This is a genomic window from Halosegnis longus, from assembly GCF_009663395.1.
GTDB lineage: Archaea > Halobacteriota > Halobacteria > Halobacteriales > Haloarculaceae > Halosegnis > Halosegnis longus.
The window spans coordinates 2220660-2233847 of sequence record NZ_QKNW01000001.1; the positions used below are offsets into that span (position 1 = coordinate 2220660).

General features: G+C 67.4%; 17 protein-coding genes. 7 read left to right on the forward strand and 10 right to left on the reverse strand.

Translation table 11 applies throughout. The features are described 5' to 3' along the window. Positions 1-7: 7 nt before the first annotated feature. Positions 8-877, reverse strand: coding sequence for a DUF7260 family protein (locus DM818_RS12025; protein ID WP_143823779.1), 870 nt, complete (start codon positions 875-877; stop codon positions 8-10). Between the two features lie 39 nt (positions 878-916). Next, positions 917-1447: a GNAT family N-acetyltransferase gene (locus tag DM818_RS12030; protein ID WP_075936492.1), complete on the reverse strand. Its 531-nt coding sequence runs from the start codon at positions 1445-1447 to the stop codon at positions 917-919. Positions 1448-1512: 65 nt separating this feature from the next. On the opposite strand from DM818_RS12030, the gene DM818_RS12035 reads away from it, so the two are divergent. The 3 genes from DM818_RS12035 (at position 1513) to DM818_RS12045 (ending at position 3653) form a co-directional block, all read left to right on the forward strand. Further along, positions 1513-1908 (forward strand): DUF3054 domain-containing protein, encoded by a 396-nt coding sequence (locus DM818_RS12035; RefSeq protein WP_075936491.1) that lies wholly within the window; start codon positions 1513-1515, stop codon positions 1906-1908. Between the two features lie 47 nt (positions 1909-1955). Next, positions 1956-2945 carry an ornithine cyclodeaminase family protein gene (locus DM818_RS12040; protein WP_075936490.1) on the forward strand — a complete coding sequence of 330 codons (990 nt, stop codon included), beginning with the start codon at positions 1956-1958 and terminating at the stop codon, positions 2943-2945. A gap of 102 nt (positions 2946-3047) precedes the next feature. Next, on the forward strand, positions 3048-3653 hold the full coding sequence (locus DM818_RS12045) for an NUDIX hydrolase (RefSeq protein WP_075936489.1): 606 nt from the start codon (positions 3048-3050) through the stop codon (positions 3651-3653). An 11-nt stretch (positions 3654-3664) separates the two neighbouring features. Here DM818_RS12045 and DM818_RS12050 read toward each other — a convergent pair whose 3' ends face one another. Further along, positions 3665-4648 carry a presenilin family intramembrane aspartyl protease PSH gene (locus DM818_RS12050; RefSeq protein WP_075936488.1) on the reverse strand — a complete coding sequence of 328 codons (984 nt, stop codon included), beginning with the start codon at positions 4646-4648 and terminating at the stop codon, positions 3665-3667. An 81-nt stretch (positions 4649-4729) separates the two neighbouring features. Here DM818_RS12050 and DM818_RS12055 point away from each other — a divergent pair, with 81 nt between their 5' ends. Together DM818_RS12055 and DM818_RS12060 are read left to right on the forward strand one after the other, a co-directional pair. After that, the gene (locus tag DM818_RS12055) at positions 4730-5629 is read left to right on the forward strand and encodes a DMT family transporter (protein ID WP_123124114.1); all 900 of its coding nucleotides are present in this window, start codon (positions 4730-4732) and stop codon (positions 5627-5629) included. A gap of 30 nt (positions 5630-5659) precedes the next feature. Beyond that, complete coding sequence (locus tag DM818_RS12060; RefSeq protein WP_123124113.1) at positions 5660-6244, forward strand: MBL fold metallo-hydrolase; 585 nt, start codon at positions 5660-5662, stop codon at positions 6242-6244. Here the strand turns inward: DM818_RS12060 and DM818_RS12065 are convergent. From DM818_RS12065 to DM818_RS12085, 5 genes are all read right to left on the reverse strand, one after another. Further along, positions 6241-6507, reverse strand: coding sequence for a DUF5827 family protein (locus DM818_RS12065; RefSeq protein WP_075936485.1), 267 nt, complete (start codon positions 6505-6507; stop codon positions 6241-6243). The two genes, DM818_RS12060 and DM818_RS12065, sit on opposite strands and share 4 nt — an antisense overlap. 191 nt (positions 6508-6698) lie before the next feature. Next, a complete protein-coding gene (locus tag DM818_RS12070) occupies positions 6699-7040 on the reverse strand; it encodes a type II toxin-antitoxin system PemK/MazF family toxin (RefSeq protein WP_123124112.1) in 342 nt (113 codons plus the stop codon). Continuing rightward, a complete protein-coding gene (locus DM818_RS12075) occupies positions 7037-7396 on the reverse strand; it encodes a MarR family transcriptional regulator (RefSeq protein WP_123124111.1) in 360 nt (119 codons plus the stop codon). Before DM818_RS12075 ends, DM818_RS12070 begins: the two co-directional genes overlap by 4 nt. 99 nt (positions 7397-7495) lie before the next feature. After that, complete coding sequence (sod, locus tag DM818_RS12080) at positions 7496-8107, reverse strand: superoxide dismutase (protein WP_075936484.1); 612 nt, start codon at positions 8105-8107, stop codon at positions 7496-7498. Positions 8108-8208: 101 nt separating this feature from the next. Next, positions 8209-9612 carry a cryptochrome/photolyase family protein gene (locus DM818_RS12085; RefSeq protein WP_123124110.1) on the reverse strand — a complete coding sequence of 468 codons (1404 nt, stop codon included), beginning with the start codon at positions 9610-9612 and terminating at the stop codon, positions 8209-8211. Positions 9613-9690: 78 nt separating this feature from the next. Between DM818_RS12085 and DM818_RS12090 the strand changes: the two genes are divergently transcribed. Continuing rightward, positions 9691-9921: a BolA/IbaG family iron-sulfur metabolism protein gene (locus DM818_RS12090; protein ID WP_075936482.1), complete on the forward strand. Its 231-nt coding sequence runs from the start codon at positions 9691-9693 to the stop codon at positions 9919-9921. On the opposite strand, the gene glpK is transcribed toward DM818_RS12090, so the two are convergent. Beyond that, on the reverse strand, positions 9918-11402 hold the full coding sequence (gene glpK, locus DM818_RS12095; protein ID WP_123124109.1) for a glycerol kinase GlpK: 1485 nt from the start codon (positions 11400-11402) through the stop codon (positions 9918-9920). The genes DM818_RS12090 and glpK overlap by 4 nt on opposite strands. Before the next feature lie 87 nt (positions 11403-11489). Here glpK and DM818_RS12100 point away from each other — a divergent pair, with 87 nt between their 5' ends. Next, positions 11490-12674, forward strand: coding sequence for an FAD-dependent oxidoreductase (locus DM818_RS12100; protein ID WP_123124108.1), 1185 nt, complete (start codon positions 11490-11492; stop codon positions 12672-12674). On the opposite strand, the gene DM818_RS12105 is transcribed toward DM818_RS12100, so the two are convergent. Continuing rightward, complete coding sequence (locus tag DM818_RS12105) at positions 12655-13110, reverse strand: universal stress protein (RefSeq protein ID WP_123124107.1); 456 nt, start codon at positions 13108-13110, stop codon at positions 12655-12657. The genes DM818_RS12100 and DM818_RS12105 overlap by 20 nt on opposite strands. Positions 13111-13188 lie beyond the last annotated feature (78 nt).

Consider the following 13188-nt stretch of genomic DNA (forward strand, 5'->3'; position numbering starts at 1 on the left):
GCGAAACTCAGTTCGCGCGCGTCAGCGCGTCCGTCACCTGCGCGCGCCGGTCGCGGATAACGCCGAGCGCGGCGCTCGCGTCGGCGACCACGGGGTCCGGCACCGGGAACGACTCGTAGAGATACGAGGGAATCGAGGTCGTCTCGTCGGTCGTGTGTCTCGACCGGTCCGTGACGACCTGTTCGACGTGTCGCTCGATGGTACCGAACCGCTGCCACCGGGCTTCGAGCGCCGGATACTCGTCGTCCAGCGGCTCCACGAGCGTGCTCGACTCGGCGACCGGGGCGGTGAGTCGCTGTTCGCTCTCGCGCAACGACTCCGCCTCGGCGTCCATCTCGGCGAGGAACTGCTCGCGCTGTCTGATGGCGGCGTTCGTCCGGTCGACGAGCACCGACCGGAGGCCCGGGGTGAACGCGTCCGCCTCCGCGAGCGCGCCTCCCGCGTCCGGCCCCAACTCGGCGCGTGCGTGTTCGATGAGCGTCTCGTCGTAATCCTCCTCGTAGTGGTCGACGGCCATCACCGTCTCGGCGAACGCCTCGCGAACCGCCGCCAGGCTGTCGTTCGACTGCTGGACCAGCGTTCGCTGTGGTTCGGCCGGCGTCGCCGGCGACTCGGCGGGCGTACTCGACTGGAGATACGCCTGGAACTCCTTGAACGCCTCTAGCTCCGCGGCGACGCGTCGCCGCTCGCGTCGACACAGCGTCCGCGCGGCGGCGATGTACGAGAAGAGCCCGCCGGCACCGACGATACACAGCGTCGCGACGAACAGAAGCTGTAACAGCGCCGCAGTGGTGACCGACCCGTACGGCGTCTGCACGCCCCCGATTTCCGCGACCTCCTGCACCCCAAATGAGACAGTTGCTCCCGTTCCGACCATGATAGCTCATCACACGACCTCACCCTACAAATAGCCACCCTATCGTTCACCCGGTGGCTCCGACCGGCCGTCGAGAAACGACCGTTCCGCATCGGAGAGGTCGCGCCCGCGGTACCGGTCGAGTCCCGCCCGGTAGGCCTGGGTGTCGGCGTCATGGGGCCGTTGGAGCACCAGTTCGGCGATGCCCGTCGTCTCGCCGGTGAAGCCGAAGCCGGCCTTGTAGAGGGCCTCGTACGCGAACGGATTGTTGACGGCGATTCGAACGCGGTCGTAGCTATCGAGGAGGTCGCCGCTCACACGCTCACAGAGGCGCGCACCGAGACCCTCACCCCGGCGGTCCTGCCGCACCGTGACGTACCGGAGCCACGCGGTCCGGTCGTCGGTTCGGTCCTCGTTGAACGCGACCGCTGCGACGACCGACTCGTCGAACTCGCCGTCGCCCGGCCTCCCCTCGCGAAAGACGCCCTTCCCCGTGTTCGTCATGACGAACTTCCCGGCGTAGCTGAACCGCTGCCAGTCGAGTCGGATGGATGGGCCGCCGGTCGCATCGCCGAGTGTCTCGAACTCCACACCAGAGGGAGGAAGCGTGCGGAAAAAAGCGCGACGCCTAAACCGTCTCCGCCCCGACTGCGCGTATGTTCCGGGCTGGCGTCACGACCGACCGCCGCGTCGGGCTCGTGTTGGTCGGCGACCTGCTGTGTATCGCGCTGTTCGCGACGCTGGGAGCGATGCAACACCCCGAAGGCGGGAGCCTGCTCGCTCGCATCCCCGAGGTCGCGGCCCCGTTCGTCGTCGGCTGGCTCCTCGTCGGAGTCGCCGTCGGAACGTTGCGAACCGACGCGCTCACGGATACGCGAACCGCCGTCGTCCGGGCCGCGGCCGGCTGGCTCGGTGCCGACCTGTTCGCGCAGGCGGCGCGGTCGCTGTCGTTCGTTCCCGGTGGCGCTGACCCGGCGTTCTTCGTCGTGGCGCTGCTGTTCGGCGGTGTGCTGCTTGTCGGCTGGCGCGCGCTCGCGAGCCGGGTCATCTGACCGGCCGGTGCCACCAGAGCCAAGAGCATCGCCCGTGAACGACGGGTATGTCAACGCTGTTTCTCACGAGCGAGGAGACTCGGGGACTGGCGACGATGGCCGACTACGTCGCGGTCGTGCGCGACGGCTACCGCGAGGTCGGCGGCGGCAGCCCGGCCGAACCGCGACAGAAGCTCCCGCACGAGGAGCCTCCCGGCTTTCTGACCAGCTATCTCGCCATCCTGGAGGAGACGGGTGCGATGGGCGGGTACACCTACGCGGCCGGCTTCGGCGGCGGCGACGCCCACTTCATGCTCCCGCTGTTCGACGCCGAGAGCGGCGACCCGCTCGCACTCATCGACGGTGCGGCGATGAACCCCTACAAGACCGGTGCAGTCGGCGGGGTCGCGGCCGACGCGCTCGCCCGCGAGGACGCCGACACGGTCGCGGTCATCGGCTCCGGCCCGCAGGCGAAGGGCCAGCTCCGCGCGCTCGACGTGGTCCGTGACATCCAGACGGTGAACGTCTACTCGCGCACGTCGGAGAACCGCGAGAGCTTCGCCGCGAGCATGAACGACGAACTCGACGCCTCCGTCGGCGCGGTCGCCTCTTCTGACGCCGCCGTCGAGGGGTCGGACATCGTCGTCACGGCCACCTCTGCGCCGGAACCGGTGTTCGACGGCAACCTCCTCGAACCGGGGATGCACGTCACCGCGATGGGACAGTACGACCCCGCCGTGCGCGAGGTGGACACGCAGACGGTCGCGAACGCGAAGTACGTTCCCGACCTGCGCGCTCGCGCCTTCTCCGACTCCGGCGAGTTCCTGCAGGCCCGCGAGGAGGGCGCTATCGACGACGACCACATCCACGCGGACCTCGGCGAAATCCTCGCCAACCACGCCGCGGGCCGCGAGAACGACGAGGAGATTACGCTGTTCGACTCGGGTGGGACGGGTATCGAGACGGTCGCCGCCGGCTACATGCTGTACGAGCGCGCCAACGAGCAGGGGCTCGGACAGGAACTCGCGTTCGCACCGGCGAGCGAGGCGCTCCGATAACCCCGTAGCGTCAACCCCGGATTCGGCCCGATACGTGTCCGTTCTCAGTCGTCCAGTAGATGGGCCGAACGGTTAACACGACTCGCCGGCCACACACGGGCGATGGGCGACGACTGGGCGGCGACCCGTCGCGAAATCGAATCGTACACCGAGACGACGCTCGACCGACTGGAATCGGAGTGGAGCGTCGAGAGCCGCCGACCGACGCTGGAGCTGGGACCGCGCGGCCACGACCCCGACGCGCCGCCGGCCTCGGCGAGTGAGTGTCTCGACCACATCGGCGGTATCGCCTCCGTCATCGTGTTCTACACCGACGAGCACCGCGAGACGGTGCTGGTGTACAACAGAGCCGGCGGGTGGGAGCCGCCGGGCGGTGTCGTCGAGAACGGGCAGTCGCTGGCCGAGACGGCGCGCACGGAGGCGCGCGAGGAGACGGGGCTGACGGTGTCGCTCACCGACCTGCTGTACACCCGCACCGTCGAGTTCGCGTTCGCGGACGGGTCGACGGTCCCGCTCCCGGTGGCGCAGTTCGTCGGCCACCGGACCGACGGCACGCTCCGAATCGAGCGAGAGGGCCGAACCCACCCGGGGTGTACCCGCGCGACGGGGCTGTTCGACATCGAGACGCTCCCCGAGGTGCGCCGGGAACGAGCGGCAATCGCCGACCTGCTGAACGACCCGCCGGCGTGGGAGCCTGGCGACGAGTGAGCGGGTGTGACCTACAGATACGGGGCTAACCCGAGCGCCTCGACGAGCGGAATCCCGGCCGCGAGCGCACCGAGGACGTACCCTCCGATCGCGCCGCCGTTGAGCAGCGGGAGTCCGGCGTGTGCCCGGCCGGCCGCGACCATCCGCATCAACACGAGCAGTCCCGCGAGCATCCCGACTGCGGCCGTCACCGCCGGAAGCGGAGCGTCCAGCCCGGGCACGAGCGTCGGCAGGTCCGAGAAGTGGGCCGCACTCGCGATGAGCACCGTCGGCATCACCGCATCGCCCAGTCCGATGAAGAAGGCGTCGCGCTCGTCGTCACGGTCTCCGTCTGCTGGCTCTGGCTCCGGCTCACCGGCGTCACTCTCCTCGTCTTCGCTTCCGGTCGCGTCCATCGCGTCGATGAAGGAGTACGACAGCGACAGCGGCATGACGAGAACCACCGGGAGACGGAGATTCATCACGCCGTCGGCGAGGTCGAGCATGTGCTCGGTGCCGTAGACGGAGATGGCGTCGTACACCGCGAGGATGGCGAGCAGGACGACCGCCGGGAGCACGCCGAACGAGATACCGAACAGGCCGGCCGCGCCACCACCCATCACGACGCCCGCGGTGTCGATGACGTACCACTCCGGATAGACGAGCATGGCGGCGACGAGCGCGACCGCGACGCCGAGCGCGAGCACCGGAATCCCGGCGATAGCGACGGGTGGAAACAGAACCGAAAAGACGTAATAACAGATGTACGTCGCGCTGAGCGCGATGACGCCACGCACCAGTAGGTCGGCGTCGTAGCGGAACGCGAGTAACATCAGGCCGGTCGCGACGAGGATGCCGGCGACGTAGACGACGCTGTTGAGCGGATTGTCGGTCTGGCCGTCGGGCACCGCCTGGTACCCCGCCGCGTCGAAGGGAGTCACGAGCGCGAGCGCGAGCACCTGCACGAGCACGAACAGGGTGACGATACCCCCGACCGCGACGGCGGTCCGATTCATACCTCCACCTCGGCCACCTCCGTGAAGGCGATTTCGACATGCGTATCGCAAGCCACTACCTCACCAGCGCGAACCGTCGGTATGGCCGACCGGAACACCGTCCTGTTTCTCCTGCTGGCCGCCGTCTGGGGGTCGGCGTTCCCGGTCACGCGCATCGGTCTCGACTACCTGACGCCGACGCTGTTCGCGAGCTTGCGATTTTACCTCGCGACCGCGGTGATGGTCCCCCTCGCGCTCGGACTCGGGCGTGACCTCCACCTCCGGACGCGGGCCGACGCCTACTACGTCGTCGCCGGCGGACTCCTGACGGTCGGACTCCACCACGCCCTGCTGTTCGCCGGCCAGCAGTACGTCACCAGCGCGGTCGCGTCGGTCCTCCTCGGGCTGATTCCCGTCGTCACGCCGGCGCTCCAGCGCGCGGTCGGCACCGACGAGACGATTGCCGCCCTCGACGTGGTCGGCGTGCTCGTCGGCTTCGCCGGCGTCATCGTCATCGCGAACCCCGACCTCGCGACGTTCACCGAGAGCGTGCGCGGGGCGGCACTCGTCTTCGGGTCGGCGGTCGCCTTCGCCGCCGGCGCGGTGTTCACCGACCGCGTGTCGCCAACCCTCGATGCCGTCGGGGCACAGCCGTGGATGTATCTCATCGGCGCGGTGTCGCTCCATCTGGCGACCGTGCTCCTGCCGGGAAGTGCGGTCGCGAGCGCGACGGTCGAGCCGCGGGCAATCCTCGCGGTCGGCTACATGGCCGTCGTCGCTGGCGTCGGCGGCTTCACGCTCTACTTCGTACTCCTGCGCGAGCTTGGGCCGTTCTCGATGGGGCTGCTCGAATACGTCATCCCGCCCTTTGCCGCGCTGACTGGCTACCTACTCCTGCAGGAACCACTCTCCGAGACGACGCTCGTCGGCTTCGCGCTCGTGGTCGTCGGCTTCCTCGTCGTGAAGCGACGGCAGGTCGCCGACAGCGTCGCCTTTCCGTAGGTTTTCCTGCGGCTGTCGCCACGCTTCGGTATGCACGACATCACGAATCTCGCCGCGGACGAACAGGTGTTCACGAGCAACGTCTTCCTCGTCGAGGGGGAGCGAACGGTCCTCGTCGACCCCGGTGACGAGTTCGACGTCGTCTCGAAAATCGAGTCGCGTTCGGGCGGTCTCGACGCGGTCATCCTCACTCACACCCACCACGACCACGTCGGCAACACGGACGGTGTCACGGCGGCGTTCGACGTTGACGTGTGGGGATTCGACCCCGACCACGACCTCGTCGACCACGAAATCGGCGACGAGACGACGGTCGCGCTCGGCGACTACGAGTACCGCGCGCTCCACACCCCCGGCCACAAGAACGACCACCTCTGTTTCCTGCGCGAGGACGGCCGGGACCTCGTCGCCGGCGACCTCGTCTTCGCCAACGGTGGCTTCGGTCGGACCGACCTCGACGAGGGTGACCACCCGCGGCTCATCGAGAGTATCGAGCGCGTGCTCGACGCGACGGACGACACACTCCAGGCGTTGTACGCCGGCCACGGCCCGACCGTGGACCGCGAGCCGCGCCAGCATATCGAACTCGCACTTCGTAGCGCGCGGATGAGCTAGTCGCGCAGACCGTAGAAGCCGGGGCTTTCCTCGTCGTTCGGCTCGGCAAAGCAGAACTCTGCTTCGTTGTCGAGCATCCACGGAATCGCCCAGTCGAGGAACACGCCCTCCGTCGCGGCGTCGAGTTCGCGGTCCACGTCGACACCCTGCAGCAGCCGCGCAATCTCGTAGACGGTGTACATCGTATCCTCGTCGAGCACCTCGTCCGGCTCGCGGAACTCGAACTCGCGGACGTCGTCGAACGTCGATTTCGGTCGTGGCATACCAGCGGTTGTGAGCGACGGGGTACAAGCGTGTCGTTGCCAACTCTTCGGGGTGGAACCGAGAGTCGGCCGCTCGATTACTGTTCCACTAGCTAAAACACGCTAATCGTCGGGTCCAACCGAGAGATGTCGGCCTTGTAGCTAAACGATGCTCCCCAATTTCGTGTACCCACTTCCCGATACGGGCCGAGCTACGCAGAGATGTAGGCGACCACTTGTCTCACCACGTCCTCAGTGCGGTCGGCCACGAGCGATGTCAGGTAGTGATCAACATCCACGGCACTGTTGAGCGTCACAAGCGACCACGGCAGGACGTGACTCTGTTCTCCGAGCGGCTCGCCCTCGTAGTCGTCGTCGCTGAGCGCGAGTGCGGATTCGTGATAGCCCTTCGTGGAAATCAGGGCCGTAATGAGTTGCACACCGTGGCTCTGGAAATGAGGGGTTCCAATCACGAGCACTGGGCGACCTTTCTCAGAGAGCGGGTCCGTCGCCCAGATGATATCACCACGCTCTAGTTCATCGAACGGAGTCACTGTACCTCGTCCATCTCCTCCGTTCGGAGGGCTTCAAGCGACTCTTCGCGGTACTCGCTGTCGGCCGCTTCGTGCTGCCGGTGGAGCTGGTAGGCTGACCGAAGTCGTTCCGTATCGTCCGTAATTGCCCAGTACGGTCGCTTGTGTCGCACAAGCCCTCGTTCCTTCAGCCGTGAGAGAATCGCATTAACGGCGTCCGCCTCTAGCCCGAGGCGCTCGGCAACCGTCGCGGCCTTCCACGCTCGGTCGTCATTTCGATCGAGAAACAACACGATTCGTTCGGTGGCGTTCCGTTCGGTGAATTCATCTGCGTCGCCGTCTTCGAACTCGTCGATATCGATGGTCCCGCTCGACATAGGTGGTTGTTGGGACTGTTGGAAATTAGCTGTTTGGTGTGTTTGTTACGACCCGAGCCGGCGGCTACGCGGCGAAGAAAAAACGGAGAAGCGGACTGCTTACTCGACGCGCGAGACGACGTTCTCGTACTGCTGTGCGACGTTGTCCCAGTCGACAACGTCGAAGAAGCCGCTGATGAAGTCGCCGCGGGCGGGACCGTAGTCGTAGTAGTACGAGTGTTCCCACACGTCCAGCGCCAGAATCGGGTGTGACCCCCACAGCGCGCCCTGGTCGTGCTTGTCGACGACGACGTTGCGAAGCTGCTCTGCAACGGGGTCGTAGACGAGCAGCGCCCAGCCACCGGCTGCGCCTGCAGCGGCCTCGAATTCGCCCTTCCAGCCCTCGTAGGAGCCGAAGTCCTCCTCGATGCGGGCCAGCAGGTCACCCTCCGGTTCGCCACCGCCGTTGGGGTCCATGTTCTCCCAGAACAGCGTGTGGAGATAATGTCCCGAGCCGTTGTGGGTGACGTTGCGGATGGCGGAGCTGGACGAGCCGAACTCGCCAGCCTCGCGGTTCTCCGCGAGGGTCTCCTCGGCGCTTTCGAGACCGTTTACGTATCCCTGATGGTGGGTGTCGTGATGCCAGGTGAGCACCTGCTCGGAGATGGACGGTTCCAGCGCGTCGTAGTCGTACGGGAGCGGGTCAAGCTCCGGGTTGGAAAATTCACTCATTGTTGTAACCTCCACTGGATGAAATGCCCGCCGTGGTAAAAAGGATTGAGGAGCTACCCTCGGATTCCCGGTAGTGCGTTTCAGTAAGAGCGCTTACACGTTCACTCGTCGGGGTCTTCGCCGCGGGCGCGTTTGAACATCGCGAGCGCCTCCTCGCGGCGCTGGCTGTGGTCGACGATTGGCGCGGGATACTCGGGGGCGGCCGACTCGCGTTCCGCCTCGGAGAGCTCGTGCCACGAGTGGATTGTGTCGGCGTCGACCCCCGCGAGTTCGGGCACGTACTCGCGGATGTACTCGGCGTCGGGGTCGTGACGCTCACCCTGCGACATCGGATTGAAGATGCGGAAGTACGGCTGTGCGTCCGTCCCCGTCGAGGCGGCCCACTGCCAGCCGCCGTTGTCGTTGGCGGTGTTGTGGTCCACGAGGTGGTCGCGGAAATGCTCGTAGCCGTGTCGCCAGTCGGCCAGCAGATCCTTCGTGAGGAAGGAGGCGACGATCATCCGGACGCGGTTGTGCATCCACGCCTCCGCGCGGAGTTGGCGCATCCCGGCGTCGACAATCGGGTAGCCGGTCTCCCCCTCGCGCCACGCCGCGATTTCGTCGGCGTCGTCGCGCCAGTCGATGCCCTCCTCGTACTCGTTGTAGTTCTCCGTGACGACGTGGGGATAGAAGTAGAGGACGTGGTGGTAGAACTCCCGCCACGCGAGTTCACCTTGGTACTCCTCGACGGCCTCGGCGGCCGCCTCGCTCGGGGCACTCGCCGCCGCGTCCTCGGTGGCTGCGTACACTGTTCGCGGGCCAATGGTGCCCCAGCGCGTGTGGGCAGAGAGCTTCGAGGTGTTGTCTGCGGCCGGGTCGTCGCGCAGGTCCTCGTACTCGTAGATGGGACCGTCGACGAAGCTGTCGAGTCGCTCCCGTGCTGCAGTCATCCCGCCGGGTTCGATATCGGCTTCCGGCTCGTCGAAACCTAACTCGAAGAGCGTCGGTAGGTCTTCGCCCGTCACGTTCGCGATAGCATCGGGCGCGTCGTACGGGTCGGCCTTCTCCCGGTCGCGCCACTTCTTCCAGAAGTAGGTGTACACGGAGTAGGGGTCGCCGTCGTTGGTCCGAATCGAGCCGGGTTCGTGGTGGAGGGCGTCCTCGTGGTCTTCGAGGGCGACGCCGTCGGAATCGAGCGCCTCCGCGACGGCCGAGTCGCGGTCGCGCGCCAGCCCGGAGTAGCCGGCGTTGCAGTGGACCGTCTCGGCGTCGTGTTCGACAGCGAGGTCCGGCAGGATCGCTGTCGGGTCGCCGCGCGCGACGTAGAGATCGCCGCCGCGGTCGCGGTACCACTCGCGGAGTTCGGCGAGCGATTCGAGCATGAAGGCGACGCGGGGCGGCGAGCCGTGCTGGAGAACCCGGTCGTCGAAGACGAACACCGGGAGCACCTCGCCGTCCTCGCCCGCGGCGGCGAGGCCGACGTTGTCGGTGGCCCGGAGGTCGTCGCGGTGCCAGTGGATGTCCATACCGACACGAGGGGCGGCTCCCGTGTATAGCTATCCCGTCAGCGTCGGGCTTTTGCCCGGCGGTCGCCACCCTCCGGTATGGACCCTGCCGACGTCGAACGACTCATCGAGGAGAACATCCCCGAGGCCGAGGCGACCGTCTCCCGCGCACGGGGGAAACACGACGACGACCACCTCGAGGCCGAGGTGACGGCTCCGGAGTTCGCCGACCTCTCTCTGCTCGACCAACACCAGCGCGTGTACGACGCGCTCGGGGAACACATGACGACGGACATCCACGCGCTGGAACTGACGACGCGGGCACCCTAGCGCTCTTCTCGCGCCCAGTCGCGCGCCCGGTCGACGGCCTCGTTCCAGCGCTCGTACCGGCCGTCCATATCTCCCGTCTCGCTCGGACGAAAGACCCGCTCCGTCCGGTGTTGTTCCTGGAGCGCGTCGAGGTCTTCCCAGTAGCCGACGGCGAGCCCCGCGGCGTAGGCCGCGCCGAGTGCCGTCGTCTCGTCGACCGCCGGGCGCGCGACGGTGCAGTCTGCGATTGTCGCCTGTAGCTCACACAGCAGGTCGTTCTGGACCGCGCCCCCGTCGACGCGCAGCCGGTCGATTGTCTCGCCGGTGTCGGCGGCCATCGCCTCCAGCACGTCGTGGGTCTGGAAGCCGATTGATTCGAGCGTGGCGCGGGCGATGTGCTCGCGGCCGGTCCCGCGCGTGAGTCCGAGAATCGTCCCGCGGGCACGTCCGTCCCAGTGGGGTGCGCCCAACCCCGAGAAGGCGGGGACGACGTAGACGCCGTCGATGGAGTCGACCGACCGGGCGAGCGTCTCCGTCTCGGCGGGACTTTCGACCAACGACACGTCCTCCAGCCACTCGATTGCCGCGCCGGTCGTGAAGATTGAGCCTTCGAGCGCGTAGCGCGGCTCCTCGCCGGCCCGCTGGAAGGCGACCGTCGTGAGCAGGCCGTGGTCGCTCTCGACGGGGTCGGGGCCGGTGTTGACGAGCAGGAACGAGCCGGTGCCGTAGGTGTTCTTCGCCGACCCGGCCTCGAAGCAGGTCTGGCCGAACAGCGCGGCCTGCTGGTCGCCGAGCACGCCCGCGACGGGTATCTCGGCCCCGAGGAAGCCGTCCGCGCTCGTCGTCCCGTACGATTCGGGGTCCGACGAGGGCACGACCGTCGGCAACACCGCACGAGGTACGTCGAACTCGGCGAGCAGGTCGCCGTCCCACCGGAGGTCGTGGATGTCGAACAGCATCGTCCGGGAGGCGTTCGTCACGTCCGTCACGTGCTCGCCCGTCAGCTTCGAGACGAGCCAGCTATCGACGGTGCCGAACCGGAGTTCGCCGGCTTCCGCGCGTTCGCGTGCGCCCTCCACCTCGTCGAGGAGCCACTCCAGCTTGCTCGCAGAGAAGTAGGCGTCCGGCTCCAAGCCGGTGCGGTCGCGAATCCACTCCGTCTCCAACTGCTCGATGCGCTCGGTCGTCCGGCGGTCTTGCCAGACGATGGCATTGTGAATCGGCTCGCCCGTCGCAGCGTCCCACAGCACGGTCGTCTCGCGCTGGTTCGTGACGCCGAGGGCCGCGAGGTCAGACGCCGCGAGACCGGCGTCGGCGAGCGCGTCGGTGACGACGGTCTTCGTGTTCTCCCAGAGGACGGTCGGGTCGTGTTCGACCCACCCCGGCTGTGGATACTGCTGCTCGTGGGTCTCGTAGGCCTGCCCGACGACCGCGCCGTCGTGACTGACGAGGAGACACCGCGTCCCCGTCGTCCCTTGGTCGATAGCCGCGACGTAGTGCATACCTCCACGGTCGGCGGGGTGTCTAATGTAGTCTGCTTTCGACACACACACACACATCCTAAGTGGGACTACCGCCGACACCCGCGTATGCACGAGACGGGAGTCGTCGTAGTCGGTGGCGGCGTGACGGGGGTCGGGGTGGCGCGCGACCTCGCGCGCCGGGGCGTGGACGTGACCCTACTCGAACGCGGTGAACTCGCTGCCGGAGCCAGCGGTTCGATGCACGGGCTGCTCCACTCGGGCGCGCGCTACGCGGTCGAAGACGCCCAATCCGCGCGCAGTTGTATCACGGAAAATCGCGTGCTGCGCGAGATTGCGGCCGACTGCATCGAGGACACCGGCGGGCTGTTCGTCTCGCTCCCCTCGGACCCCGACGACTACCTCGACCGACTCGACGCCGCCTGCGCCGACGTGGGTATCGAGACGGAGCGGCTCACCGGGGCGGAGGCGCGCGAGCGCGAACCCGGCCTCGCCCCGGCGACGGAGGCTGCACTCGCCGTCCCGGATGGAGCCATCGACCCGATGGCGCTCGTCGCGGCGACGGCCGCCGACGCCGAGGCCCACGGCGCGGTGATTCACCAACAGACGCCGGTGGCCGACCTCGTCGTTGAAGACACGAGTGTGGTCGGCGTCGAGGTAGGTGAAAAAACGATTCGCGCCGACCACGTCGTCAACGCGGCGGGCGCGTGGGCCGACCGCGTGGCGGCACTCGCCGGCGTCGACATCGAGATGCGCGCCTCCCGCGGCGCGATGAGCGTGACGACCGGTCGCCACGCCGACACGGTCGTGAACCGGTGTCGGCCCAAGTCGTCGGGCGACATCGTCGTCCCGTCGGACGGCCACTCCATCCTCGGGACGACCGACGTGACCGTCGAGAACCCGGACAGCTTCGCGACGGAAGAGTGGGAAACCGAACTCCTGTTCGAGGAACTAACCCCGGTACTTCCGGCGCTTGCTGACGCAGAGCTATCACACACCTACTGGGGCGTTCGGCCGCTGTACGAGCCACAAGCGACGGGCGATTCGGTCGGCTTTTCGCGGGATTACTCCGTGCTCGACCACGCCGAGCGCGACGGCGTCGCCGGGCTGACGAGCGCCGTGGGCGGCAAGCTCACGACCCACCGGGCGATGGCAGAGTCCGTGAGCGACGCGGTGTGTGATCGACTCGGCGTCGACGCCGAGAGCGACACGGCGGACGCGCCGCTGCCGGACGCGGCGGCGGCGATGAAGAAATACGACCTCGATTCGCTCGTTACTCGGACTCGCGCTTGATGAACGTCACCGGACACGGCGCGTCGAGCAGAATCTCCTGTGCCGTGGAGCCGAACACCGCCTTTCCGGTCGGGGAGCGGCGACGCCCGCCGACGGCGAGCATGTCGGCGTCGGTCTCCTCGGCGAACCCGATGACGCCCTCGGCGCGGTTACCGATGGTCCCCATGTGTTCGACCTCGATGTCCTGCTCCTCGAAGCGGTCGCGAAGCTCTCGGACGACGAGGTTCCGTCCGGCGACGGCGTCCGGCGTCACCTCCGTGTCGTCGTCGAACTCCAGTCGTTCGAGCGCGTCGTCGTAGTCGTCTTCGGTGAAGACGTGACCGAGGACGATTGTCGCGTCCGCGGGAGCGGCGACGTCCTCCGCGAGCGTCGCCATCCGTTCGACCTGGTCGTCAGATTTCCCGCCGACAGCGAGCAGTACGGTTTCGAGTGCCATACGCGAAGGCAGGTGTGCATCCGTGTTAAGCGTCATCCCTCCGGCTCCCGACGCGCTTGCCCGGTTCCGATGGCTTTT